Origin of the sequence: Brevibacterium sp. UCMA 11752 (genome assembly GCF_021532235.1) — a bacterium.
Taxonomy (GTDB): Bacteria; Actinomycetota; Actinomycetes; order Actinomycetales; family Brevibacteriaceae; genus Brevibacterium; species Brevibacterium antiquum.
The window spans coordinates 3356851-3383637 of record NZ_JACBOS010000003.1 but is presented as its reverse complement, the minus strand read 5'-3'; the positions used below and the strand labels follow the sequence as shown (position 1 = coordinate 3383637).

Genomic DNA, 26787 nt, shown 5'->3' with positions numbered 1-26787 from the left:
AGGCCGTTCGCACATGAGTGCTGGTTCTCGCCGAAGGTCTGTGCACACGAGTCGAGAGTGTATTCGGCCCCGTCACCTCGGGCTGAACCCACTGGAAGCTCCCCGCTCCTCGGGAGGCAAGCTCTTCAATGAGGGCTGGCGTTCGAAATATCCCCAGTTTTCGCACGCGACTCCACTATGACGGAGATTGCCGACTCGGCCAGCGGGGTGCAGTCGGCGACCGTGACATATTGTGACGACTGGGGGAGCGGGCGGGGGCGTGGCCAGACCATACTGAACGATTGTGAATAGTCCAGAACCAGCCGGCACTTCGGCGCACGCACCAGACACGACCGACTCAGGCCCCACCTCGGCGGCGGAGGGCACAGCCAGCGGGACGAAGTCTCCGCGGATCATCCGCAGCGCCTCCGACATCCACTCGGTTCTCGCCGAATTCGGATCCCAGGGCACAAAGACCAAAGCGGTCATCATCCTCGCCCTCGGCGGGATCTTCATGGACGCCTACGACTTCTCATCTTTGGCCTTCGGCATCACCGCGATCAAGGAGCAGTTCGGGCTCTCCGGCTTCATGACCGGGCTCGTCAATGCCTCGATCATGGTCGGCGCGGTCATCGGGGCGCTCTTCGGCGGATACCTCGTCGACCGCTTCGGCCGGTACAAACTGTTCATGGCAGATATGGTCTTCTTCGTCATCGCCGCCATCGGCTGTGCCGTGGCTCCCAACGAATGGGTTCTCATCTTCTTCCGCTTCGTCATGGGCATCGGCGTCGGACTCGACCTGCCCGTGGCGATGGCCTTCCTGGCCGAGTTCTCCAAGCTCAAGGGCAAGGGCAACCGTTCCCAGCGCGTCAACGCCTGGTCACCTGCCTGGTATATCGCAACAGGGATCGGCTACCTTGTCGTCCTCATCATCTTCGTCAGCCTGCCCTATGACCAGCATGCCATTCTGTGGCGACTCGTCGTCGGCTTCGGTGCCGTTCCCGCGCTCGTGGTGCTCCTCGTCCGTCGCCGCTACCTTGCCGAATCACCCGAGTGGCTGGCCAACCAGGGCGATCTGCGCGCGGCCGTCGACGTCATGCGCTCACACCACAACCTCGACGTCAGGCTCGCAGACGAAGTGGGCGGCACGAGGACGACGGCAGCAGCTGACGCCGGTGGCGCCATGCAGGAATCGACGAACCTTGCCGGTCAGGAATCGAGGAACCTTGCCGGGCAGACCGGAGATTCGGCAGCTACCGGGCCGAGTGCTGGGTCCCTCCAGACTCCCAAGCGCGGCGGCAAGTGGAGCGGGTTCGCAGAACTCTTCGCCCCGCAGTACCGCGTGCGCACGATCGTCGCTCTCTGCGTGTCCGTGTTCTCCACCTTCGGCTACAACGCCGTCGCCTACGGCACCCCGCTGATCATCACGACGCTGTTCCACCAGACGCCGCTGGTCACCATCATCGCCTCACTCGTCATCAACCTCGGCTTCGGTGCCATCGGCGGGCTGCTGGGCATGAGCATCATCAACCGCTTCGGCACGCGCCGCATCACCCTCGTCGGCTTCGTGATCCAGGCGGTGGCACTGGCCCTGCTGGCCATCGTCGGCATCCCGACCGGCGCCCTCGTCCTCGTCTCAGTAGCGATGCTCGCGGCCTTCGTCTTCGCGCAGGCAGGTGGGCCAGGGGCCAACCTGATGAACTACGCGACTCTGTCGTATCCGACGAGGCTGCGCGGCATCGGCATCGGCTTCAACCAGTCCGTGCTGCGGGCGTTCTCGATCGTCTCCCTCATCATGTTCCCGATCCTGGCCGGTTCCATGGGCACAGGGGTCTTCTGGATCGTCGCCTGCGCACCGTTGGCCGGAGCCATCGCCGTCGGCATCGTCAAATGGGATCCGACGGCCAAGGACGTGGAAGAAGAAAATGGTATGCCAAATATATGATAGCTGGATTGTTGCGATTGAGCCTGTGACCAGCCGTTGAGCCGCCCGCACGATCGCTGTAGTTGAGCGTGTAGGCGGCTCGATTGCGAATGTGTCGTTGCGCACCGTCTGTGACTGGGGTTACGCTGAGTCGGATAGAACTCGCCGTCACAGTGCTGTGGTCTCCCATTTGGTATCCCAGCTCTGTGCCCTTCAGATTTGAGTGACACCCATGTCAAAGACCGAGGCCACGCAGGACTCCGCACCGAAGTGGATGGGGCCGAGCCCCGAGCAGTTGGCGGCTCATCGCATCAGCCCGCGGTTCTACAACTCGGATCTTGCGCCCAGCCGCAAAGAAGGCCGCAGTTGGACCGCCTACAGTGTCTTCACCCTCTGGGCCAACGATGTGCACTCACTGGGCAACTACGGGTTCGCGCTCGGACTCTTCGCCCTCGGCCTGGGGGCCTGGCAGATCCTCGTCGCGCTGCTCGTCGGCGCAGCACTGCTCTTCTTCCTGCTCACACTCTCCGGCTTCATGGGCCATAAGACGGGAGTGCCCTACCCGGTGATGAGTCGCATCGCCTTCGGCATCCACGGTGCGCAGCTGGCGGCCTCAGTCCGCGGCATCGTCGCCATCGCCTGGTTCGGCATCCAGACCTATCTGGCCTCCAGCGTCCTCAACGTCCTTCTGATCACCCTCGTCCCCGGCCTCCAGTCGTGGGCCGACACCGAGTTCCTCGGACTCTCCGGACTGGGCTGGTTCTCGTTCACACTGCTCTGGATCGTCCAGGTCATCATCGTCAGCTACGGCATGGAGATGATCCGAAAATACGAGGCGATCGCCGGACCGATCATCCTCGTCACCTTCGTCTCATTGGCAATCTGGATGCTCTCCCGCGTCGACTTCTCCATCTCCTGGGCCAGAGAGGACGCCCTGTCCGGCTGGCCGATGTGGATGCACATCCTCGGCGGTGGGTCCCTGTGGGTCGCGATCTACGGCACCTTCGTCCTCAACTTCTCCGACTTCACCCGCGCAGCGAAGAAGAAGGGCTCGATCGTCGTCGGCAACTTCTGGGGCATCCCTATCAACATGCTCGTCTTCGGCCTCGTTGTGATCTCGCTGGCCGGCGCTCAGTACAAGATCGACGGCACGGTCATCACCTCACCGGCCGACATCGTGCAGACCATCGGCAATCCGATCCTGTTGGCGCTGGCCTCCCTGGCGCTGCTGATCCTCACGGTCGCCGTCAACCTCATGGCGAACTTCGTCGCCCCGACCTACGCGCTGACGAATATGTTCCCGCGTCATCTCAACTTCCGCAGTGCGGCAATCATCAGCGCGGTCATCGGCTTCGTCATCCTGCCGTGGAATCTCTACGACTCACCGGTCGTCATCGTGTACTTCCTGGGCGGACTCGGCGCGCTGCTGGGACCCCTGTTCGGCGTCATCATGGTCGACTACTGGGTGATCCGGAAGACGAAGGTCAACGTTCCCGAGCTCTACACCGAGGCGGGAGACGGCGAGTACTTCTACCACCGTGGAGTCAACTGGCGCGCCATCGGCGCCTTCATTCCGGCTTCCCTCATCTCCCTCGTCTTCGCCCTGGTTCCCGCGTTCGCAGGACTCTCCGAATTCTCGTGGTTCAGCGGGGCAGGCATCGCGGCCATCATCTACTTCATCATCGCCCGCCGGAACTTCACCTTCCGCGAGGTCGACGGCGAGGAGATCGCCGTCCCCACCACACACTGATTGAGAGCACATCGTGAAAATCCTCGTCGTCAACGTGAATACAACCGAGTCGATGACTGAGTCCATCGCCCGTGCGGCACGGGAGGTCGCCTCGGCAGACACCGAGATCATTGCGCTGACCCCCGACTTCGGAGCCGAGTCCTGCGAAGGCAATGTCGAGAGCTATCTCGCGGCGTTGGGGGTCATGGATGCGGTGATGAGATACCCGGGGGACTTCGACGCCGTCATCCAGGCCGGATACGGCGAACACGGGCGCGAAGGACTCCAGGAGCTCCTCGACGTTCCCGTCATCGACATCACCGAGGCAGGTGCCGCCCTGGCTATGTTCCTCGGCCACAGGTATGCGGTCGTCACGACGCTTGATCGCACGGTTCCCCTCATCGAGGACCGGCTCCTTTTGGCGGGACTCAACACGCACTGCACTTCGGTGAGGGCCTCCGGGATGGCCGTGCTGGAACTGGAGAATCAACCCGAGCGGGCCGTGGAGGCGATCGCTGATCAAGCCGCCGAGGCGGTTGAACGTGATCGTGCAGAGGCCATCGTCCTCGGGTGCGGGGGAATGGCAGACCTCAAGCGGGTCATCGTCGAACGCTGCGATGTCCCCGTCGTCGACGGAGTCACCGCCGCAGTGAAGCTGGCCGAGTCACTGGTGGGGCTGGGACTGAAGACCTCGAAGGTCCGTACCTACGCGCCGGCCCGTCCTAAGCAGCTGAGCGGGTGGCCCTTCAGCGCTGCGTGAGGTCACTCCTCGTCGCCCTCGTCGACGGCCCGGGCGAGGCGTTCCTTGTGCTTGTCATGCTGGTCCTGGCTCGTTCCGAGGTGCCGGGCGGCCAGATCTCTGACTTTCGCCTGATCGCGATGGGCGATCGCGTCGTAGAGCTGAGCGTGCTCCGTGGCGACGAAATCGAGGTCGTCGTGCTGACTGAGCTGCCAGCGCATACGCGAGTCGAGGAGCTCGCCGATCTCGGCCAGGAGCCGGTTGCCGGAGAGTTCGGTGACGATGGCATGGAAGTCCGCCGCAGAGCGGTGGGCGCCGACGACGTCACCGGCCTTCGACAATTCCTTGCCCTTGGCCATGGTGGCCTCGAGCTTGGCCAGGCCCTCACGATTGTGTCGCTGCGCGGCGAGTTCGAAGGACAGAATGTCGAAGACGGTCCGCACTTCGTTGAGGTCGGCGATGTCACTGGGGGAGAACTCGCGCACCGTCGACCAGGTGTTGGGCCGATTCGCCACCAATCCCTCGGCGGCGAGCTGTTTGAGAGCCTCACGGATCGGCACACGGCTGACCCCGAGCTCGGTGGCCAGGTTCCGCTCGACCAGTCTGCTGCCGGGCAGCCTGACGCCGTCGATGATCTCGTTGCGCAGCACTTCGGTGACCCGCACGGTCTCAGAGCGCGGGCCATCGCTGCGCGGACTGTCATTGTTCTTCACCAGGTCATTCTCCCACCAGTGTTCTGCCCAGCGTCAGCGCTTCATGGCTCGCCCGAGGGCATCGAGGCCGACCGAACCCAAGTTCAGCGCCTTGGTGTGGAAGGCCTTGAGGTCGAAGTCCGCTCCGGCTTCGGCCTTGGCCTCATCACGGAACTGCTCCCACAGTCGCTGTCCGATCTTGTAGCTCGGTGCCTGTCCCGGCCAGCCGAGGTAGCGGTCGAGTTCGAAGGCGAGGAACGACCGGTCCATCGCCACGTTGTCGGTGAGGAACTGCCAGGCCTTCTCCCGGTCCCAGGTCCCTCCGCCGAGGCTCTTAGGCGCCTCGAGTCCCAGGTGGAAGCCGATGTCGAGGACCACGCGGGCCGCGCGCAGACGCTGTGAGTCGAGCATGCCCAGGTAGTCTGAGGGATCGTCGAGGAAGCCGAGGTCAGCCATGAGCTTCTCTGCGTAGAGGGCCCAGCCCTCACCGTGGCCGGAAACCCAGCACATGAGTCGGCGCCAGCGGTTGAGGGTGTCAGAGACATAGGTGGCCTGGCCGACCTGCAGATGATGGCCGGGCACGCCCTCGTGATAGACGGTGGTCTTCTCCTGCCAGGTGGCGAACTCGGTGACGCCTTCGGGCACCGACCACCACATGCGGCCCGGGCGGGAGAAGTCGTCTGTGGGTCCGGTGTAGTAGATGCCGCCGGTGGCCGAGGGCGCGATCATGCATTCGATCGTGCGCACGGGTTCGGGAATGTCGAAGTGGGACTTCCCGAGTTCCGAGATCGCCTCGTCGGCGACCTTCTGCATCCACTCACGCAGCCCCTCGGCTCCGTGCAGGGTCCGTTCGGGATCGTTGTTCAGCGTCTCCATGACCTCGAACAGGTCGGCACCGGGCTGGATTCTCGCCGCGACCTCACGCTGCTCGGCATCGATGCGGGCCAATTCCTCAAGACCCCACGCATAGGTCTCATCGAAGTCGACCTCGGCGCCGAGGAAGTCACGGGAGTGCAGGGCGTAGGCCTCGCGACCGCAGGCCTCATTCTCCGGGGCTGCCGGGAGGAGTTCGGCAGCCAGGAAATCGGCGAGATGGCCAAAGGACTCACGGGCCGCCTCGGCGTGGGTGCTCAGCTGTTCGCGCAGCGACGACGGGACGTCGGTGGCGCCGGCAATGAGCTGGTCGAAGTTGCTGCCCGGTTCGGCCAGTGTGCGGGCCTGTTCGATGACCTTCTCGATCTGGATCCGGGCCGCGACCTGACCGCGGCTCTTGGCCAGAGCCAAGGACTCCTGATAGCCGGCCACGGAGGTCGGGACGGCTTCCATCGTTGTGGCGATGGTCTTCCAGCCCTCGGCGGTGTCGGTGGGCATGAGGTCGAAGGCGTCGCGGATGGACTGCAGGGGAGACTCGATGACGTTGAGGCTAGAATGCTTGAGCCCGGCCTCGAAGTAGTCGCGATCAACACTCAGACGGTCACGCATCGCATCGATGGTCACGAGGTCGACGTCGTCGAGTTCGGCGGTCTGCTCAACCTCGGCGAGCTTGGCCAATGTCTCGACAGTGAGATCGTTGGCGGCAGCCAGGCCAGCGGGGGAGAAGTCATCGAAGCCTTTGGCACCCTCGATGCCGAGATAGAGGGCGAGGGAGGGGGAGAGCGCAAGTGATCTGTCGACAAATTCTTCAGCGACGGCGTCAACGGCCGACGGGGTTCTCTTCTGGGTCATGATTCTCACCCTATATGACTGAGAACACAGCAATCAGGCGACTAGAGCAAGATCACCCTGGGATGGTCCGCCGGCAACGGGAGCCACCGGATAGCATGGATTGGTTCCCAGCCCGATCTCAGCGAATCACCGATCTCAGAGATTGACCGATCTCAGCGATCAGCCGATCACAGCCGATCAGCACTGACCGCGAAGCGCCGATCTCAACGGGCAGCCTGGGGACGGAGCGCATCATTCGACAGGAAGAGAGACTGATCTTCAGTGGCACGGGCACAGCTATGGACCAAGGACTTCGTCGTCGGCATCGGTCTCAACCTGTCGATGTCGATGGTGTTCTACCTCCTCATGACGTCCATGGCAGGCTACGCCGTCGCCAGATTCTCCGCAGGTGAGGCAGCTGCCGGCTTCGCGTCCTCCTCCTTCGTCGTGGGTGCCGTCGTCGCGCGTGTGCTGACCGGAAAGTACCTGGACTTCATCGGTCGACGGAAACTGCTCATCATCACGATGGCAATCTCGATCCTCGCCTCCGTGGCCTATATCTTCGCCGACACCTTGGTCTGGCTCCTCGCCATCCGCATCATCCACGGCATCGCATTCGGGGCCGGCAACACGGCCATCATGACCGCGATCCAAAGCGTGATCCCTTCCTCTCGCCGAGGTGAGGGCACCGGATACTTCGGCACCGCCACCACGCTGTCGACGGCTCTGGGGCCCTATCTTGGTGTCGTCCTCCCGCGCGCCTACGACTTCCCGATGCTCTTCGGCGCCTCGGCGTTCATGTCGCTCGTCGCCTTCATCCTCTGCTTCATCATCAAACTGCCGAAGCAGGAACTCAGTGACTATCAGCGACGCAGCAAATGGCATCTCAAACTCTCCACACTCGTCGACCCGGCAGGTCTGCGGATCGGTTCGATCATGCTCGTCGTCGGCACCGCATATGCCGCGGCGCTCGTGTTCCTCGCCGGCTATGCCGAGGACAACGGTGTCGCGAGTGCTGCCTCCCTGTTCTTCGTCGCCTTCGCCGTGGCCTCACTGATCGCACGACTGTTCGTCGGTCGCCTGCAGGACACCCTGGGCGACAACTTCGTCATCTACCCCGTCTTCGTCTTCAATCTCGTGGGCAACATCCTGCTGGCCATGTGGCCGACCATGACGGGGATCATCCTCGCCGGCGTCTTCGTCGGGCTGGGATTCGGATCCCTCATGCCGTGCATGCAGGCGATCGCCGTGAAATCGGTGCCGATGTCGCGAGTGGCCGTCGCAACCTCTTCTTTCTTCTTACTCCTTGACGCCGGATCGGGTATCGGGCCGATCATCCTCGGCGCCATCATGCCGCTCACCGGCGGTAACGGCATGTTCATGCTCTGCGGCGGTCTCGTGGTGCTGGCCATGATCCTCTACTACTTCGTCCACGGCCGTCGCCGAGGTGGTCGTCCAGGTCGCGAATACCTGCACTGAGGACGCCGTTGGCCAGACGGAGGACGCTGCCCTGCCTGCTGGACGGAGATCGCCGTTGGCCGGACGGAGGTCACAGCCGGGTGGACGAAGGTCACTGCCTGCTGGACGGAGGTTTCTCCGCGCGTGGGATCGCGATAGTCTGAACGCACCGCTGACACTCCCGGATCGCAAGGACTGGCCATGAAATTCGCGCTCGCGCAGATCAACTCCACCACCACAGTTGCGGACAACCTCGACAAGGTCCGGGACTACACGAACAGGGCCGCCGAGGCGGGCGCCGCGTTCGTCGTCTTCCCCGAGGCCACGATGTCCGCCTTCGGCCCGGGCCTACGCGATTTTGCCGAGGCGAATACCGAGTCCTGGCGGACGGCGATGGCCGAATTGGCGACCGAGGCCGGAATCACCGTGATCGTCGGCGAGTTCGCCACCTCAGGCGAGAAGGTGATCAACCTGCTTGCCGTTTACCCGCCCCGGGGTGAGCGCCGCGACTATGCGAAGATCCACCTCTACGATGCCTTCGGCTTCAAGGAATCCGATACAGTCGTCCCCGGTGCGGACCCGGTCGTCATCGACCTCGACGGTGAGAACGTCGGACTGACCCTGTGCTATGACATCCGCTTCCCGAAGCTGTATGCAGAGATCAGCCGTCGTGGTGCCAAACTCGCCATCGTCTCCGCGTCCTGGGGTGCGGGGAAGGGCAAGGTCGAACAATGGGAGACTCTGGCTCGTGCCCGGGCACTGGACTCCAACATGTTCGTTGCCGCCATCGGCCAGGCCGACCCCGAAGTCAGCGGTGTGGAGGTGCCGAAGAAGGGACCGACCGGCGTCGGCCACAGCCTCGTCTCCGATCCCTTCGGTCACGTCATCTCCTCACTCGGGGGCGAAGAGGCTCTTGACGTCGTCGAGGTGGACCTCGCCGCTGCGGGCAAGGCTGCCGAAGCCATTCCGGTGCTGACGAACGCCAAGCTCGGGTACTGAGCCGCCGCGCGGAGTCCGGGTGCCGGCGAACCGATGGGGTCCGGGAAGCGGACCGGGAGTGTGCCACAGAACACAATAGTTGCACTTGAGGCAAAAATGCACAGCGTGCAATAATGTGACTATGCATTCCACATCTTCTGGCGAGCCCACGCGCGCCAACTCGGCTGCGGACGAGCCTGGACGCGCCGATGGCGCCGCCGACCCGAACGCCGCTAGCGTCGCGAACGGCGCCGCCGACCCGAACGCCAATGCCGACTCGAACGTCACTGCCACCGACCAGCCCGAGGGACTGCGCGAGCGGAAGAAGCGCGAGCGTGGCCAGGCTCTGCGTCAGGCAGCCCTCGAACTGGCACTTGAGAACGGGTACGCCAACGTCACCGTCGAAGACATCTGCGAACGCTGCGGGGTCTCACGGCGCACCTTCTTCAACTACTTCTCCAGCAAAGAAGAGGCCCTGCTGGGCCGCGCCGACACCGTCTTCGACGATGAGGACCAGCCCGCCATCGAAACTTTCGAAGCCGGCGGTCCGAACGGTCGACTCCTGGCCGACCTCCAGCACCTGCTGGCCTCGGTCGTACGGACACGGATGAACAAACGTGAAGAGATGCACCAGTATCACCAGCTGCTGAAGCAGGATCCCTCGCTCATGCAGGTTCAGATGTCTCGCATGGGCAGCAATGAGCGCCTGTTCCGCGAGATGATCCAACGTCGCCTCGATGGGGGGACGACGACCTCGAGAACCCCTGCGACCGACGAGAACCCGGCGGCCACCTCGGCGACCAAGGCCTCGTCCGATGATTCCGGCTCAGGTCACTGCCATGACGACGGCGACGGGGTGTCGGTGTCCATCCGCGCCGAGGCCCTGGCTGCATTGGCGATGATGTCGATCAAGGCGACGTTCATGCGTCTGCGCAAGGTCGAGGGCGACCCGGCCCCGGTCATCGAAGAACTGTTCGACGAACTACGAGACATCTTTGAGGAGGAATCGGCATGAGTTCAGCAATCGAAACTGCGGAGAAAGCCCCGATCGTCTTGACCAAGAAGACGATCGTCCTGATCTTCTCCGCGCTCATGGCCGCCATGTTCCTGGCGACCCTGGACCAGACGATCGTGTCGACGGCAATGCCGACAATCGTGGGTGAACTCGACGGTGTCGAGCATCAGGCCTGGCTGGTGACCATCTACCTGCTGGCGATGACCATCGTCATGCCGCTGTATGGAAAGTTCGGCGACATGTGGGGTAGGAAGGTCATCTTCCTCGTCGCGATCGCGATCTTCGTCGTCGGCTCATTCGGGTCCGGCATGGCCCAGTCCTTCTGGGAACTCATCGCCTGGCGCGGCTTCCAGGGACTGGGCGGCGGCGGTCTGATGATCCTGTCGCAGGCCATCATCGCCGACATCATTCCCGCCAGCGAACGCGGCAAGTACATGGGCCCGCTCGGCGGCCTGTTTGCGATCTCAAGCGTGCTCGGTCCGGTCCTGGGTGGATTCTTCACCCAGCACATGGACTGGCGCTGGTGCTTCTGGATCAACGTCCCGATCGGCATCATCGCATTCTTCATCGCGCTCTTCGCCCTCAAGCTGCCCAGCCACAAGTCGGATAAGAAGGTCGACGTCCTGGGCATCATCTTCATGGTGGCAGCGACCTCGCAGCTGATCCTCGTCACCAGCTGGGGCGGTCACGACTATGACTGGAACTCGCCGACCATCATCTCCCTGATCATCGGCACTGTGGTCTCCGCTGCCATCTTCGTCTATGTCGAATCCAAGGTCAGCAACCCGATCATCCCGATCTTCCTGTTCAAGAACAAGACCTTCGTCCTATCGACAGTCATCGGCCTGCTGCTGGGCCTGGGCATGTTCTCCGCAATGGCGTTCCTGCCCACGTTCATGCAGATGGCATCCGGGACAGATGTGACAGGATCCGGCCTGCTCATGCTGCCGATGATGGCCGGTGTCATGCTGACCTCCATCGTCTCCGGCTTCATCGTGTCGAAGACCGGCAAGTACAAGATCTACCCGCTCTTCGGCACCCTCATCGCCGGCATTGCTCTGGCCTGGATGACCACGCTGACGGCCGATACCTCGATGGTGCTCATCGGATGCATGATCTTCACCATGGGCTTCGGCCTGGGCCTGGTCATGCAGATCATCGTCCTCGTCATTCAGAACTCCGTGGCCCCGGAACTGGTGGGCACCGCAACCTCGACGAACAACTACTTCCGCGAGATCGGTGCCTCGGTGGGCACGGCACTGTTCGGGTCGATATTCACCTCCCGGCTGGCAGACAAGGTCGGCGAAGCGATGTCGCAGGCACCCGGCGGTGGTGCAGGTGCGGGTGGTGCCGGGGCTGGCGCTCCGACCACCGACTCGCTGACACCGGAGTCTGTGGCCTCGCTGCCCGGACCCATCCACGACCTCGTCGTCAACGCCTACGCGGATGCCTTGGCACCCTCGTTCTGGTACATGGTGCCGGTGTTCCTCGTGGCCTTCGTCCTCGCCTGGTTCCTGCCGCAGCTCAAGCTCTCCGACGTCGCCGGAATGGTGGCCCGCGGTGAAGCTGTCTACGGTGACGATATGGGCGGTCCGACACGAGGCGTGACGAGCGCTTCGGGGGACTCGGTGACGGGTTCGGGTGACTCGGCAGCCGGTTCGTCGACGGCCGACGGGCGTAGTACTCAGCGTCTGAGCACGGTCACCGTCGATGACGGATACGCACCTCATCCTGGAGTCGATACAGGAACCATCCATCAGGTGGGGGCCAACCATGAGGTGGGTGCCAATCACCAGGTGGAGCCTGGAGCCGACCCGGCGAAGGACCAATACCGGCTGAGGTGAGCTGACACCCCCAATGCCACCGACCCGCCGGTGGCATCGAGGGGACTGCTTACCGTCGAGGGGACTGCTTACCGTCGAGGGAGCCAGCTGTAATCTGCCCGCTCGACGGTAAGTGGTCCCCTTGGCGAACGGGCACAGGGTGACATGCTTCGGGCGCCGGCAGTTCAACTGTCGGCGCCCGAAGTGTGTCGTCCGAGTGTTCAGTGCTGGCTGTCAGCGACCTACTGTCAGCGTCCCAGCGTCTGCGTCCAGGCTTGGGGGAGACGTCGGCGCACGTTGCGGCGTGGGGCATTGAACCCTGCGCGATCGTGCTTCGCCGTCTCCATCTGGTCCAATGCCGCCGCCTGATTGGCAGCATAGGCAAGGGCCACCTGGCGGATCGCAACGACGGCCGCCACCGCTGCAGCCTTGGCCAAGTCGTCGCTGACGGGCTCGCCGTCGTGTGCTCGCACCTGCGTCCGATCCTCGACCGCCGAGGTGGCTGTGGCCTCTTGTGCATCCTGGCTCATAGTGGGATGTTACCGTGCTTGCGCGCTGGAGCGTCAACATGCTTGTTCTTCAGCGCCCGCAGCCCGCGCACGATCCGGTTTCGGGTCTCGCTCGGCTTGATGACCGCGTCGATGTAGCCCTCTTCGGCCGCCAGATACGGGTTGAGGAGGGCATCCTCGTAGTCCTGGATCAGCTCGTCACGCAGCGCATCGACGTCCTCGCCCGCTTCACCGGCGGCCTTGAGCTTGCGCCGGTAGACGATGTTCGCCGCACCCTGAGCGCCCATGACCGCGATCTGCGCGCTGGGCCAGGCGAGGTTGATGTCTGCGCCGAGCTGTTTGGATCCCATGACGCAGTACGCTCCGCCGTAGGCCTTGCGGGTGATGAGAGTGATCAGGGGGACCGTCGCCTCACCGTAGGCGTAGATGAGCTTGGCCCCGCGGCGGATGATGCCGCTGAACTCCTGATCTGTGCCGGGCAGGAATCCGGGCACGTCGACGAAGGTGAGGATCGGAATGTTGAAGGCATCGCAGAGGCGCACGAAACGGGCGGCCTTCTCCGAGGCATCGATGTCCAACGTTCCCGCCAGCTGCATCGGCTGGTTCGCGATGACCCCGACGCTGACTCCCTCGACGCGTCCGAATCCGGTGACGACGTTCGGGGCGAAGAGTTCGGAGACCTGCAGGAATTCTGCATCGTCGAGCACGGTGGTGACGACATCGAGGATGTCATAGGGCTGTGACGGCGAATCCGGCATGAGCGAATCCAGGGCCTCATCCTCAGGTGCGACGCTCAGGTCCGATTCGAATTCGTCGGCATCGGCGGGGTCGAGGTTGTTCTGCGGCAGGAATGAGAGCAGGTCGCGCACATAGTTCAGTGCATCGTCCTCGTCGCTGGCCAGGTAGTGGGCATTGCCGGACACGGTGTTGTTCGTGCGGCCACCTCCCAGCTCCTCATGGCCGACCTCTTCGCCGGTGACGGTCTTGATGACGTCGGGGCCGGTGATGTACATGTGACTGGTCTGATCGACCATGATCGTGACGTCGGTCAGCGCGGGGGAGTACACGGCACCGCCGGCCGATGGGCCCATGATGAGCGAGATCTGCGGGATCACGCCGGAGGAAGCCACATTGAGGCGGAAGATCTCTGCGAACAGGGCGATCGAGCCCACACCCTCCTGGATTCTGGCGCCGCCGGAGTCGTTGATGCCGATGATGGGGCAGCCCAGCTTGATGGCAAGCTTCTGGACCTTGACGATCTTCCGACCATTCGCCTCGGCGAGGGAGCCGCCGAGGACGGTGAAGTCGTGAGCGAACACGGCCACGGTCTTGCCCTCGATCGTGCCCAGACCGCACACGACACCGTCACCATCGGGGCGGTTGTTCTCCATCCCGAACTGGTGGTTGTGGTGGCGCGCAAACTCGTCGATCTCCTGGAACGAATCCTCGTCGAGGAGCGCTTCGATGCGTTCGCGAGCGGTCTGCTTGCCGCGTTTGTGCTGGTTCTCCACCGACTTCACATTGCCGGTGTGGGCCGCGTCCCGGCGCTGGACGAAAGCGTCGATGCGCTCGGCTGTTGTACGTGGGGTATCCGTCATGCCTCCACAATAACGACGCACGGTGCGATCATTGTGCACTCTCGCCAAAAGAATCTAAAGTGGACTGGTGAACAGCCAACACAATTCCTTCCTCGTCGATGTCGAATCACTGCGCCGCAAGGCTGCGGACCGTGGTTTCGATCTACCCGCTGTCATCTGGGACGACGTGTGTTCGTCGACGAACGACGAGCTGGCTGCACTGGTGCGCGGACAATCCACCCTCACCGACGTCCCCACCGATCGCATGCGCCGGATCGCGTGCTCAGAGAGCAGCGACCTCGCCGAGGTGCCCGCCGAGTTCTCCGTCTACGGCACCGATCATCAGAGCGCCGGCCACGGCCGTTTGGGTCGGACCTGGACAGTGCCCCCGCGCCGGTCCCTGACGTTTTCGATTCTGCTGGCACCGGGTTCCGTCTTCGACTCGTGGGGGTGGATTCCTCTGATCGCCGGTGAGGCCGTGCGAGCCGCCATCGCCGAGGTGGGTGTGCCTGCCGTCCTCAAGTGGCCCAATGATGTGCTGACGCAGGACGGGAAGAAGCTGTGCGGGATCCTCGCTCGGGTCGAACCGCTGCCGACAGGGCCGCGAATCGTTCTGGGCATGGGAATCAATACCCGCCTGCAACGTGATGATCTGCCTCGTGAGAGCGCCAGCTCCATTGCGATCGAAAAGGATACGGACGGCTCAGAAGTTGCTCATGAAGACTTGTTAATCTCAATTCTGAGCACACTGATTCCTGCCTACAGGGAGCTTGTCGAGTATGACGATGACGATTTCAGCCGGAGCACGGTCGGCGAAGAGGTGCGTGCGAATATGGTGACACTCGGGACACAAGTCAGGGTCGAACGGCCAGACGGAAGCAACCTCTACGGCCGTGCCACGGGGCTCGACGCCGGTGGCGACCTCATCATCGACGATGACATCAGCGTCAGTGCAGGCGATGTCCATCACCTGCGACCAGCCGGTGACATTATGGGGCCCGAAATCACAGGGACAGAATCTGGGGGCCGCAGATGACAGGCGTCTCGGACTTCACCGCCGAATTCAACATCGTGCCCGACGAGGCTGCGGGCGGCACCGACGACACCGCGTCGAACGGCGTCGACTCGAACGACACTGCTTCTGACAGGGCAGCTTCGGACGACTCAACGTCGAACGGGACAGAGGAGCAGGAGTCCACCCGGTCCACCCGGGGGCAGGACTCCGCCCAGCAGGACAGCAGTGACGCTCAAAGGTCGTCTGAAGCTGGGGAATCGAGCCAGGGACCCACCTCCTCCCAGGGACCCAATTCGATTCCGGTGATCACGGACGACCAGATCGACTCGTCGCCGAATGCCACTGAGCCCCCAGCCGCCTCGGCGCCACCCTCCATCCAGGGGATCGAGCACGGCGACGAGGACCTGCCCGCCACACTGCCGGCCACCTCGGCGATGTCGACGGTCCCCTGGGCAGAAGATGAGGAATCAACTGACGAGAACTCCTCAGGCGATCAGGCGGGCGGCGATTTCTTCGGAGGACTGCACGAAGATCCGCGCACCGCGGCCCTGCAGATCCTCGACGAGGCAGACGAAGACGAAACCATCTACGAAACCCGCACCGCGGCCGAACGGCTCGAAGAGATCCTGCTCGACGGCAAACGCGTGCTCGACCGGCGTGAAGCGGCGAAACTCGGGGGCATCTCCACGGTCTCTGCGCGCAAGATGTGGCGAGCATTGGGCATGTCCCAGACGGACGGCACAGAGAAGGCCTACACCGTCAGCGACGCCCATGCGCTGCGCATGTGGGCCAAGCCTGTCGCCGACGGCCTCATCGATCAGAGCACTGCCTTGTCGCTGGCCCGCGCGATCGGTCAGACCACGGACCGTCTCGTCGTATGGCAGATGGAGACTCTCGTCGACTTCCTCACTGAGGAGGAGGGCCTGACCGATCCCGAGGCCAGACGCGACGCGCTGCAGCTCGTCGAGGACATGGTCGATCCTCTGCAGAAGATGCTGACGTATTCCTGGCGGCGCAACCTCGCCGAGGTGATGGGACGGCTCAACGTCAACGTCTCCGATGGTCTGGCCATCGACAACAGGCAGGGCTGGTACGACTCCTCGATGCCGCTGGCACGCGCGGTCGGCTTCATCGACCTCGTCTCCTACACGCGTCTTTCACAGAAGATGGAGCCCAGACAGCTGGCGAATCTGGTGCAGGAGTTCCAGGGCATGGCCTACAACATCGTGGCCACCGGAGGCGGTCGAGTCATCAAGACCGTCGGCGATGAGGTGTTCTTCGCCGCCGAGACGCCGTTGGCCGGAGCAGAGATCGCGATGACCTTGATGGAGCGTGTGACAGCGGCCGAGGATCTGCCGCAGGCCCGCGTCGGATTCGTCTGGGGCAGGGTCCTGTCTCGCCTGGGCGACATCTTCGGGTCGAGCGTCAATCTGGCTGCCCGGCTGACCGCGGTTGCCGATCCGGGAACGATCTTCACCGATGAGGACACGGCTCGGGTGCTCTCCGCCTCGGATGCCTATGTGTTCGAGCGGCGCGAATCTCTGTCGCTCCAGGGGCTGGGGGAGACCGGCATCGGCGAGATGAAGCGTGGAACGGCTGCCCGAATGCAGCTGGACCTCGACGACGACGAAAACTGAGCCAGACGCCACGGCATATCCCGCACCGTTAGGTCCACGCCGCACCGGTGGACGCACTTCGCACCGTTAGCTGGAAGTCATACAGCTGCAGTGGTTGTCTATGCGAGTACGGGTATCACTGGTGAAGTGGTCTTTGATCGAGATCACTTCTGACGGCAGGGCAGCTTTTCCTCGCCAATTCCTCAGAACAGCGCTGTGTCGTCGTCATCGTCGTCATGGGAGACGATGACGGCGTCGTCGGAATCGATCTTCGAACGGGCGATCTCTTCTTTCGCCTCATCGAGATCACGCCCGTCATCAAGGTCGAGATCGAGCTCGTCGAAATTCGTCGCCAATCCCTGCGTGCGGGTCGCAGCCGGGGACGTCGAACCTCCGCCGGGCTCGCCACCCGCAGCGCCCGCAGCGGAGCCGCCACCAGCAGCACCGCCATCACCCGCGGAGCCGCCTGCAGCACCGTCGCCGACAGGATCTTCGGCGCCGCCGAGGCGAGGGACCGTTCCGATGACGTCGATCTTGGACTCGAGGGGCGAGCCTGTGGCATCGCGCTTGGACATCTCGGCTGGAAGGGTCCTGGCCCCTCCCGCCTGGGCAGCCGCCTGCGGGGTGTCGCCGACCCAGGCCAGGGACAGCTCGGTTTCGCCCTTGAGGAACTTGTGGGCACGCACACCCGAGGTCGCACGGCCCTTGGTCGGATATTCGGAGAAGTCGCTGACCTTGATCGATGACGATGGTGCGCCGTAGAAGTTCTCACCACTGGCGACTGTGACCACGGCGAACGTGCCGACGCTGGTGTCGGCGTCGCCGTCCTCGTCGGTCTTGGCCTCCTTGGGAGTCATGCCGAAGAACAGCGCACGCGCCTCGGCGGCGACCTTCATCCCGGCCACACCAGAGGCGTTCCAGCCCTGTGCCCGCAGCCCGGAGGCATCGAAGGCCAGCAGCTGCGCATTCGAGGTCACGAACACCGCCAGGGACTCATCGATGTCCTTCGGCTGAGCAACGCCGATGACGGAGTCCTTGCCCTTGAGTGTGATCGCTTCCCACTCGCTCTTGTTCGGCCTGGCAGCCACGGACACGCGTTTGACGACTCCGCCTGCGGTGCCGACGACGAACTCACGGTCGAGGTCGATGAGACCGAGGACAGTCTCATTCTTCTCCAGCGTCACGTAGTCGGCGATCTTGACGCCGCCGGCGACGTTCGGACGTGTTGCAGCCGGCGGCAGAGCCGGCAGGTCGACGACATCGACCATGTGCAGACGACCTGTCGAGGTCACCGCACCGACCTTGCCCTGAGTCGTCGACACGATCTCCGATCGCAGCGCGTCATGGCTCGAGCGCTTCCCGATCCTCTGCAGCGCCGAGGCATCAGCGGTTCGGGCGATGCGCCCGGAGGTCGAGAGGAGGACCCGGCAGGGAGCGTCGGCGATCTTGAGGTCAGACTGGGCCTTCTTGCCCTTGGCTGAGAGCTCCTTCATCGATCCTTCGATGAGAACCGTGCGCCGAGGCGATCCGATGGCCTCCGCCGTCGCCTCGAGCTCCGTGGCGACGAGTTCGCGCAGCTTGGCCTCATCGGCGAGCAGGTCCTCGAGGTAGTCGATCTTCTTACGCAGTTCGTCACGCTCGGCTTCGAGCTCGATGCGCGAGAACTTGGTCAGCCTGCGCAGCTGCAGATCGAGGATGTAGGTGGCTTGGAGCTCCGAGAGCTCGAAGACGTCCATCAGACGTGTGCGCGCCGTGGCCGCATCGTCGGAGGAGCGGATGAGCTGGATGACCTCGTCGATGTCGAGGATCGCAATGAGCAGACCCTCGACGAGGTGGAGGCGGTCCTTGGCCTTGCGCAGCTGGAACACGGTGCGGCGGCGGATGACGTCGATGCGGTGGGCGAGGTAGACGGTCAGCAGCTCGCGCAGACCCAGTGTCCGCGGCTGGCCGTCGACGAGGCAGACGTTGTTCATGCTGAACGATTCCTCGAGCGGGGTCTGCCGGTAGAGCTCAGCGAGGACTGCCTCCGGATTGAACCCGTTCTTGATGCCGATGACCAGACGCATTCCGTTCTTGCGGTCCGAGTAGTCATCGATCGAAGCGATGCCGGTGAGCTTCTTCGCCCCGACTGCGTCCTTGACCTTGGACACGACCTTCTCCGGTCCCACGAGGTAGGGCAGCTCGGTGACGACGATGCCTTTGCGGCGGGCGTTGATGTTCTCGATCGAGACCGTGGCTCTGGTGCGGAACGTACCGCGACCGGTTTCGTAGGCCTCACGGACCCCATCGAGGCCGATGATCCGTCCGCCGGTGGGCAGATCGGGGCCGGGGATGAAGCGCATCAGCTCGGCCAGGCCGGCCTCAGGATTGCGGATCAGGTGGCAGCAGGCGGCGATGACCTCACCCGGATTGTGCGGAGCCATATTGGTGGCCATGCCCACGGCGATTCCGGACGTGCCGTTGATGAGCAGATTCGGGAACGCACTGGGCAGAACCTCGGGCTGGGTGAGTGTGTTGTCGTAGTTCCCGACGAAGTCGACGACGTCCTCTTCGAGGCCTGCGATCATCTGCATGGAGGCCGAGGTCAGCCGGGCCTCCGTGTAACGCGGGGCGGCAGGACCGTCGTCGAGGGAACCGAAGTTTCCATGGCCGTCGACGAGCGGTACGCGCATGATGAAGCTTTGGCTCAGGCGCACCAGCGCATCGTAGATCGCAGTGTCACCGTGGGGGTGGAGCTTGCCCATCACATCGCCGACGATGCGGGAGGACTTCACATGTCCACGCTCGGGGCGCAGACCCATGTCGCCCATCTGGTAGACGATGCGACGCTGGACGGGCTTCAGCCCATCCCTGGCATCGGGCAGGGCGCGGGAGTGGATGACCGAGACCGCATATTCGAGGAACGAACTCTCCATCTCTGACGAGACGTCGACATCGATGACTCTGCCTTCGGTCATGGAACTCCTTTGACGCACGAATTTTCCGCTCCGGGTGCTCTCTCACACGCCGAGGTTCGGCATCGACAACGGAGAGCACCCGTCGATTCTAGCGTTCGATTTGAGTTCTACGGCTCAAGCCCGCATTTCCGGGGCGTCCGTGTCGTTGTCTGAAAGCGTCCGCGGCGTGAAGATCGGGGCGCGCGTGTGTTGTCGAAGTGTGTGAGCGTCTGTGCGCCGCAGCGGCTTCAGAACTGTGCCAGCGAAGAGTTCAGGTCCGAAGAGTTCAGATCTGTTCGGAGAGGTCAGGCCTGTTCGGAGAGTTCAGGCCTGCGTCGTGTTGCTGTCCACCCACGTGAGGAACTGCCCCATGAACGATTCTACGTGGGGGCGATCGGCCGTTCCTGCGATCAGTTCGGTGATCATCATTCCCATCACGGAGCTGTTCATCGTGCGAGCCATCTCAGCATCGACTTTGGCCAGTCGCATGACGAACTCGTCGATCTTCGCGGTGTTCTTCTGCTTCGCGGCCAAGGCTTCGTCGGGCAGGGCCGGGTCGAGGCTGAGCATGATCATCGTGTAGAAGCGGTTGCGGTCGGTGGTCAGCCAGTTCATGCAGAAATCGACGGAGATCTCCAGCGCGGACTTTCCGCTGTCCCGGAACATGTCCGGCAGACGGTCGAGCTGCTGCGAGTTGAGGTCTCCGATGCGCTCCATGATTCCAGTGATCAGGGCATCACGGGTACGGTAGACATTCGATGTCGAGCCGACGGGCAGCTCGGCGAGGGCATCGACTGCCCTGTGGGTGAGTCCACGAACTCCCTGTTCGGCGACTACAGCAATCGCGGAGTCGGTGACGACGTCTCTTCGTGAAATCATTTCTTTCAGGCCTCACTCTCGTGAGGCACCCGCAGTGCAGGTGCCTTTTGGATGGTGGATGGCCAGTGGCTGGCCACAGACTATGGCCAATGTATGGCCACACACTAAAACACGAATTCATAACGTTTCGTGCCGAACGGATACAGACACTACCTGCAATAGAGAAGAATTGGTATAAGACTCGCCAAACTGGCAGTCGGTTCTCACTAAATGGGCCGTATCTGAATTTCCCGGGCGTGTCAGCTCAGCAGTCTCCGCGTCGAATCGATCCGTGTGGAATCAGTGAGCAGATCAATCCTCACGCTCAGAAGATGTCCGCCGGTCACGGTGGCGACCATGGGGTGGATTTCGAGTTCGAGGATCTGCGGGTGCCTCTCGACGAGCACCGACAGGCGTTCGAGCACATCCTTCAGTGGATCGATATTCACCGGTGGCAGACCCCGATAGCCGAACAGCCTCGGCGAGGACTTGACCGATCGGATCATGTCCTCAGCATCTTTGTCCGTCAACGGGGCCACGCGATGTTCGACATCGCCGAGCAGCTCCGTCGTATCCCCGGCCAGGGAAAACGACAGCAACGGCCCCAGCAGCCGGTCCTCGCCGGCGCGGATGACGCAGGGCACTCCCGGGGGAGCCATGGCCTGCACGTCGACCAGAGGGTCCTCGTCGACGAGTAGGGAGCTGATGGTCTCCTGGATCGCTTGGAAGTCCTCGCGCAACTCCTCCGGTGAGTCGATGTTCAGTCGCACACCACCCAGCTCCATCCGATGGCGCAGCGTGGTCGATACGGCCTTGAGCGCGACCGGATAGCCGATGTCGTCGGCAGCGGACAGGGCTTCGTCCACCGAGGCGGCGGTGATGTGGGGCAGCACCTCGATCCCGTAGCAGGACAGCAGAGCCCTCGCCTGATCCCGCTCGAGCCGAACGGGTCGGCCCGTCTGGGCCTCGGAGAGTGCGGATTCGATGATAGTGCGCACGCCCTTGTCGTCGAGGTCTTCGACCTCAAGGAAACGGCCGTGGTCAGCGCCTCGCCAGCGGGCGTAGTCGGTGGCTCTGGCCAGGGACCATACGGCGTCTTCGGGGCCGACGTAGCTGGGTACGGTGTGCGAGTTGCGGTTGCCTTCGCTGTCGCTGAGGTGAGTGGTCAGCTCGTCCTGGACGCCTTGGATGCCGAGGAAGCAGGCCACGGTCGTCTTCTGCGAACGGGCCGCCGCCTCGGCGAGGTGGGCCGCGATCTCGGATTCCTCAGCTCCGGCCGAGGGGGTGAAGGTGACGATCACGGAGTCGATGTCCGCGCGGGCATACATCGCCTCGAGCTCGTCCCGGAACGTCTCTGCCTCGACCTCCGGGTGCAGAGACACCGGGTCGGCTTCGACGTGCAGACCCTCGGAGCGAGCTCGCTGGATGACGAGGGTGGCCATCGCCGCCGAGTTGCCGACGACTCCCAGGCGCCTGCCCGCGGGCAGGGACTGGGTCGAGAACACCTGGGCTAAGTCGAAGAGCTGGTGGATCGTATCGGCTCTGATCACGCCGGCCTGACCGAGCACCTGGTCGAGGGTGTTCGGTGCCAGGGATGAGGTGCGCACGATGTGCCCGGGCGGCAGCTCGCGGCCGGTGAGGTCGGATTTGATGACGACAACCGGTTTGACGCGTGAGACCCGGCGGGCGATGCGGGCGAACTTGCGCGGGTTGCCGATCGATTCGAGGTAGAGGCCGACGGTCTTCGTCGCCGGATCCTCCTCCCAGTATTGGAGGACGTCGTTGCCGGAGAGGTCGGCGCGGTTGCCTGCGGAGACGAATGTGGAGATGCCGAGTCCGCGCTTCTTCGCCGCCGCCAGCAGAGCGGTGCCCAACGCGCCCGACTGGCTGAACAGGCCGAGCGTGCCCGATGCCGGCAGGAACGGAGCCAGCGATGTGTTCAGCGAGATGTTCTCGGACTCGTTGACGAGGCCGAACGAGTTCGGGCCGACCACGCGCATCCCGTAGGCGCGGGCGGTGGAGACCATCTGGCGCTGCAGCTCGGCCCCGGCCTCACCGGTCTCGGCGAATCCCGAGGAGATGACGAGGACCGCTTTGACCCCGTGGGCCGCGCACTCCTGGACCACCTCGGTGGCGGACTCCGCAGGCACAGCGATGACGGCGAGGTCTGCCTTGCCGGGCAGATCATCCAGGCTCGGATACGCCTGGACTCCGGCGATCTGGTCCACTTCCGGGTGGACGACCCAGAGGTCGCCGGTGAACTTCGCCGAGGTGATGTTGCGGATCAGGAGATGGCCGGTGGAGTTGCGTTTGCGGCTGGCTCCGATGACCACCACCGAGGTGGGGTGGAGGACCGTGCGCACGCTCAGTGCCTCGGCACGGTGCTCCCGAGAGGCTTGGACCTCGATCGACCGTGCCGTCGGGTCGATGTCGAAGTTCACGGCCACGACGCCGTCGTCGAAACCGCGGGAGACCTCGTAGCCGGCGGCCTGGAAGACCTGCAGCATCGATCGGTTCTGAGGCAGCACCTCGGCGGTGAATCTGCGGATCCCCAGATCCCGGGCTGCGGCGGCGAGATGCTCTAGGAGGATCGAGCCGATGCCGCGTCCCTGGTGGGCATCGGCGATATTGAAGGCCACCTCGGCGGAGGTGGTTGAGATCTTGTCGAAGCGGCCGACGCCGATGATATCGGATCCGACCAGCATGATCATGGCCACTCGGTCGCGATGGTCAACGGTGACGAACCGGTCCAGATCGCGCTTGGGCAACCGGGGCAGCGGGGCGAAGAAACGCAGGTAGATGGACTCGGGCGACTGGGCCTCATGCATCTTCGAGAGTGCATCGGCATCGCCAGGGACGATGGGACGCAGATGGGCGGTGCCACCATCGCGCAGGACGACATCGGCTTCCCACTCGGAAGGATAGTTTTCCATGCTCCCAGCATAAGCGGATGGCGAAGGTCCCGGGCCGAACATGACCTGCAAGGTCGCAGAGCGGGAGCCGAAGGAGTCGCAGAGCGGGAGCCGAAGGAATGGGGCGAAGTGGGAAGAGTCGGGCGAGTACGGCACAATGGGAGTCATGGCTTTACCCGAAGTTCTCGTTCACGATCTGCAGTCGGCCGGATACTACCCACAGCTCACACAGGGGATTCTGGCTGATTCTCTGTTCGACGAACCGGTGCTTGCTCATTTCGTTCACATCGATACGCATGTCGACATCGAATCCATCCACCGTCACGTCACCGCCTTCGTGCTCACCGAGACACGTCTGCTGCTTGCGCACGTCGACGATGACCCGAACGCTGCACCCGGTTCCAAACCGCGGGCCGTGACGAGCAGCGAGGACATCGAACTCGAGCGTCTCGGCACCGTCATGGTCGGCCGGACGTTTGCCGACCCTGCTGCATTCATTCCCGGCGACAAGCCCGTCGAGGTGTCTCTGACCATGTCATGGGGCGCCTCTCGACGGATCGAAGCCTTCCCGGAGACCTGTGGTGACCCGGACTGCGCGGCCGATCACGGCTACGGCGGATCCATCTTCTCTGAAGACGTCATGCTGCGCGTGTCCGCCGAAGCCGAAGGTCAGGCGGCAGTTGATCGCATCGGAGAATTCGCCGGAAAGCTGCGTGCCGCGGTGTTCCAAGCCAGGCTGCGGTCTCGCCGCTGATGGCAGATGCGAGCACTTCACCCCTGACGGGGCCACCCGACTACTCCGGGCCCATCCTCTCCGACGTGGTTCCCGCCGCGGCCCTCAGCCTCGGCGCGGGGGACATCTTCGATGATTCGGCGCGTGCTCGGGCACAGTCGCTGGGCCTTGACCGGGATTCGAGGACGACGATCGTCGTCCTCATCGACGGTATGGGAGAGAGCCAGCTCAAGCAGTACAGCGGCTACACTCCATTCTTCCGGTCCCTGGCGGCCTCACGACGGACCCTGTCCACAGGGTTCCCCTCGACGACCGCGAACTCCTTGTCCTCCTTGGCCACAGGGCGTCTGCCCGGTGGACACGGCGTCGTCGGATACCGCGTCCTCGACCCAGCCAAAGACGCTGTGTTCAACCAGCTGACCTGGGACCTCGACGTCGACCCGGTTGCCTGGGTGCCCGATGCGACCCTGTTCGAGCGGCTCACCGCGGCCGAGGTCGACGTGGTCAGCCTCGGCGAGGCGAAGTTCGCCGGTCGCGGCCTGAATCGGGCTTCCCTGCGTGGGGGCCGGTTCCGGGCTTCGAAAACGCTCGAACAGCGCTGCGCTCAGGCCATCGAAGAGGCGAAGGCTCCCGGCCGTCGGCTGGTCTACCTCTACTGGGGCAACCTCGACAAGACGGGCCACGTCCACGGATCGAACTCCTCGCAGTGGACCGAGGAGCTCGAACACGTCGACCTGGCACTGTCGCAGCTGGCCAACGGTCTGCCTGCCGATTCGTCGATGATCGTCACCGCCGATCACGGCATGGTCGACATCGACCACAACTTGCGTCTCGACCTTGCCGATGCCCCCGAACTGCGGCAGGGCGTCAGGCATGTCGGCGGCGAACCGCGCGCCGTCCACCTCTATGCCGAGGAGGGCGCCGAAGCCGACATCTACTCGGCGTGGACCGAGACAGTGAGGGACAGGGCGCTCATCCTCAGCCGCGATGAGGCCATCCGGCGCGGCTACTTTGGTCCCGTCGACCCCCGCTTCCGTCAGCGCATCGGCGACTTCATGGTCATCTGCCAGGACGAATTCGCCATCGTCGACTCGGACAACGAATCCGCCTCCGCTATCGCGCTCATCGGCCACCACGGGTCGACGACGGAACGCGAACTCCACATTCCCCTGCTCGTGGTGTGAGTCGAGTCCGTGAACACAGTAGTGTGATGAACAGAGCCTTTCGATGAACAGAGCATCCAGGAACCCACAGTGACAGAACCCGAACCGGCGGCGACTGCACTTCGCTGGACCGAGGACGGAGCCGAACGATCGGCGACCTGGCATTCGGAGAACCAGTCGGCCGCCCCGGCACAGGTGACGGTCATCAGCGACGACATCACCGCCGATGCCGCCTACCGGCTGGCCCGATCGGGGACAGCGCTGCTGTGGCGCGGGGACTATCACAACGGACGTCAGCTGCTGCAGGCGATGGACCGCCGCTTCAAACGCAACAGTGCCCGCCGCGGCGGCGGCAAACATGGAGCCGGCAAGCGCTCTCGCCGCAAGCTGGACAACCCCGGCGGCGATGCGGGAGGCCTCAGCGGTGCAGGTGCCTTCGAAGCACAGCGTCGCTACATTGCTGAACGAGCCCGTCTGCTTGGTGCACTGATCGTCGAACTCGACGGCGACTACCTGCTGAACCTGCGCCGTGCTCCCGATGTGAGCTTGGCCTGCGAGGCCGCCTACGGCCCATCGACAGGACCGATGTGCGTCTCGCTGACCGAGCTGAACGGGGTGCTCAGTGCTTACCAGTGGCAGCTCAGGGGCGTGGCCATTCCCGCCCTTGGCGAGGACATCCACCCGCGATACGGCGTGTTCTCCCCGATCCGCGGCGAATACGTCGACCTCGTCGCACAGACACCGTTTCCCGACTCCGGCACCGGCATCTTCTCCACACCGAACTCACCCACATCCACATCGAACTCTTCCGCACCGCAGACATGCGCACCGAAGACGGCCTTCGACCTCGGCACGGGCACCGGCGTCCTCGCCGCTGTGCTGTTGCGCCGCGGTGTCGACCGGGTCGTGGCCACGGACATCAATCCGCGTGCTGTGGCGTGTGCGCAAGAGAATCTGGGCCGCCTCGGTCTCGCCTCATCCGCCGAGGTGGTCGAGGCTGATCTCTTCCCGCAAGGACGCGCTGACCTCATCGTGTGCAACCCGCCGTGGCTGCCCGCTCGGCCGACGTCTGCCCTCGAGGCCGGCATCTACGACCCGGGATCCGATGTGCTCCACCGCTTCATCGACGGGCTGGCCGCGCACCTGAGCCCGGCGGGCGAGGGATGGCTGATTCTGTCCGACCTCGCCGAGCACTTGGGCCTGCGGGCCCGGGAGGAACTGCTCGAACGCATCACCGCTGCTGGCCTGCGCGTCCACGATCGACACGACACGACCCCGCGCCACCCCCGTGCCGCGGATGCCGAGGACGAACTCCACAGGGCTCGCGGGGCCGAAGTCACTTCGCTGTGGAGACTGCGTCGTTCCACCTGAGGCTGATCTCCTCATCCGAGCTCAAATGCTGAACCTGCGCATCTCATGTCCGCGGC

General features: G+C 63.8%; 19 protein-coding genes. 12 read left to right on the top strand and 7 right to left on the bottom strand.

Going from position 1 to position 26787, the window contains the following annotated elements; genetic code table 11:
• The first annotated feature begins 283 nt into the window (after positions 1–283).
• The 3 genes from HU144_RS15160 (at position 284) to HU144_RS15150 (ending at position 4392) form a co-directional block, all read left to right on the top strand.
• Positions 284–1924 (top strand): MFS transporter, encoded by a 1641-nt coding sequence (locus tag HU144_RS15160; RefSeq protein WP_235352016.1) that lies wholly within the window; start codon positions 284–286, stop codon positions 1922–1924.
• Positions 1925–2135: 211 nt separating this feature from the next.
• Positions 2136–3653, top strand: a complete 1518-nt coding sequence (locus HU144_RS15155; protein WP_442862661.1) for an NCS1 family nucleobase:cation symporter-1 — start codon at positions 2136–2138, stop codon at positions 3651–3653.
• A gap of 13 nt (positions 3654–3666) precedes the next feature.
• Positions 3667–4392, top strand: coding sequence for an aspartate/glutamate racemase family protein (locus HU144_RS15150; RefSeq protein ID WP_198395285.1), 726 nt, complete (start codon positions 3667–3669; stop codon positions 4390–4392).
• Between the two features lie 2 nt (positions 4393–4394).
• Here the strand turns inward: HU144_RS15150 and HU144_RS15145 are convergent, their stop codons facing one another.
• Complete coding sequence (locus tag HU144_RS15145) at positions 4395–5084, bottom strand: GntR family transcriptional regulator (RefSeq protein ID WP_235352015.1); 690 nt, start codon at positions 5082–5084, stop codon at positions 4395–4397.
• Positions 5085–5117: 33 nt separating this feature from the next.
• Positions 5118–6788, bottom strand: coding sequence for a DUF885 domain-containing protein (locus HU144_RS15140; RefSeq protein WP_235352014.1), 1671 nt, complete (start codon positions 6786–6788; stop codon positions 5118–5120).
• 261 nt (positions 6789–7049) lie between these two features.
• Here HU144_RS15140 and HU144_RS15135 point away from each other — a divergent pair, with 261 nt between their 5' ends.
• The 4 genes from HU144_RS15135 to HU144_RS15120 all read left to right on the top strand — a co-directional run bounded on the left by HU144_RS15135 (position 7050) and on the right by HU144_RS15120 (position 12062).
• A complete protein-coding gene (locus HU144_RS15135) occupies positions 7050–8246 on the top strand; it encodes an MFS transporter (RefSeq protein ID WP_235352013.1) in 1197 nt (398 codons plus the stop codon).
• A 180-nt stretch (positions 8247–8426) separates the two neighbouring features.
• A complete protein-coding gene (locus tag HU144_RS15130) occupies positions 8427–9224 on the top strand; it encodes a carbon-nitrogen hydrolase family protein (protein WP_235352012.1) in 798 nt (265 codons plus the stop codon).
• Positions 9225–9345: 121 nt separating this feature from the next.
• On the top strand, positions 9346–10218 hold the full coding sequence (locus HU144_RS15125) for a TetR family transcriptional regulator (protein ID WP_235352011.1): 873 nt from the start codon (positions 9346–9348) through the stop codon (positions 10216–10218).
• Positions 10215–12062: an MDR family MFS transporter gene (locus HU144_RS15120; RefSeq protein WP_235352010.1), complete on the top strand. Its 1848-nt coding sequence runs from the start codon at positions 10215–10217 to the stop codon at positions 12060–12062. The genes HU144_RS15125 and HU144_RS15120 overlap by 4 nt, the downstream gene beginning before the upstream one ends.
• Before the next feature lie 227 nt (positions 12063–12289).
• Here the strand turns inward: HU144_RS15120 and HU144_RS15115 are convergent, their stop codons facing one another.
• Together HU144_RS15115 and HU144_RS15110 are read right to left on the bottom strand one after the other, a co-directional pair.
• Positions 12290–12571 carry a hypothetical protein gene (locus HU144_RS15115; protein WP_235352009.1) on the bottom strand — a complete coding sequence of 94 codons (282 nt, stop codon included), beginning with the start codon at positions 12569–12571 and terminating at the stop codon, positions 12290–12292.
• The gene (locus HU144_RS15110; RefSeq protein ID WP_198395293.1) at positions 12568–14148 is read right to left on the bottom strand and encodes an acyl-CoA carboxylase subunit beta; all 1581 of its coding nucleotides are present in this window, start codon (positions 14146–14148) and stop codon (positions 12568–12570) included. The genes HU144_RS15115 and HU144_RS15110 overlap by 4 nt, the downstream gene beginning before the upstream one ends.
• A gap of 67 nt (positions 14149–14215) precedes the next feature.
• Between HU144_RS15110 and HU144_RS15105 the strand changes: the two genes are divergently transcribed.
• Both HU144_RS15105 and HU144_RS15100 read left to right on the top strand, forming a co-directional pair.
• Entirely contained in the window at positions 14216–15163 is a 948-nt protein-coding gene (locus HU144_RS15105; protein ID WP_235352008.1) for a biotin--[acetyl-CoA-carboxylase] ligase, read from the top strand.
• Entirely contained in the window at positions 15160–16779 is a 1620-nt protein-coding gene (locus HU144_RS15100; protein ID WP_235352007.1) for an adenylate/guanylate cyclase domain-containing protein, read from the top strand. The genes HU144_RS15105 and HU144_RS15100 overlap by 4 nt, the downstream gene beginning before the upstream one ends.
• Positions 16780–16961: 182 nt before the next feature.
• On the opposite strand, the gene HU144_RS15095 is transcribed toward HU144_RS15100, so the two are convergent.
• From HU144_RS15095 to HU144_RS15085, 3 genes are all read right to left on the bottom strand, one after another.
• A complete protein-coding gene (locus HU144_RS15095) occupies positions 16962–19715 on the bottom strand; it encodes a DNA gyrase/topoisomerase IV subunit A (RefSeq protein ID WP_235352006.1) in 2754 nt (917 codons plus the stop codon).
• A gap of 303 nt (positions 19716–20018) precedes the next feature.
• Positions 20019–20573, bottom strand: a complete 555-nt coding sequence (locus HU144_RS15090) for a TetR/AcrR family transcriptional regulator (RefSeq protein WP_235352005.1) — start codon at positions 20571–20573, stop codon at positions 20019–20021.
• Between the two features lie 239 nt (positions 20574–20812).
• The gene (locus HU144_RS15085) at positions 20813–23485 is read right to left on the bottom strand and encodes a bifunctional acetate--CoA ligase family protein/GNAT family N-acetyltransferase (protein ID WP_235352004.1); all 2673 of its coding nucleotides are present in this window, start codon (positions 23483–23485) and stop codon (positions 20813–20815) included.
• Between the two features lie 145 nt (positions 23486–23630).
• Between HU144_RS15085 and HU144_RS15080 the strand changes: the two genes are divergently transcribed.
• From HU144_RS15080 to HU144_RS19485, 3 genes are all read left to right on the top strand, one after another.
• Positions 23631–24218, top strand: coding sequence for a DUF5998 family protein (locus HU144_RS15080; protein ID WP_143921215.1), 588 nt, complete (start codon positions 23631–23633; stop codon positions 24216–24218).
• The gene (locus HU144_RS15075) at positions 24218–25381 is read left to right on the top strand and encodes an alkaline phosphatase family protein (protein ID WP_235352003.1); all 1164 of its coding nucleotides are present in this window, start codon (positions 24218–24220) and stop codon (positions 25379–25381) included. Before HU144_RS15080 ends, HU144_RS15075 begins: the two co-directional genes overlap by 1 nt.
• A 69-nt stretch (positions 25382–25450) precedes the next feature.
• Entirely contained in the window at positions 25451–26731 is a 1281-nt protein-coding gene (locus HU144_RS19485) for a methyltransferase (protein WP_235352002.1), read from the top strand.
• Positions 26732–26787: the final 56 nt, after the last annotated feature.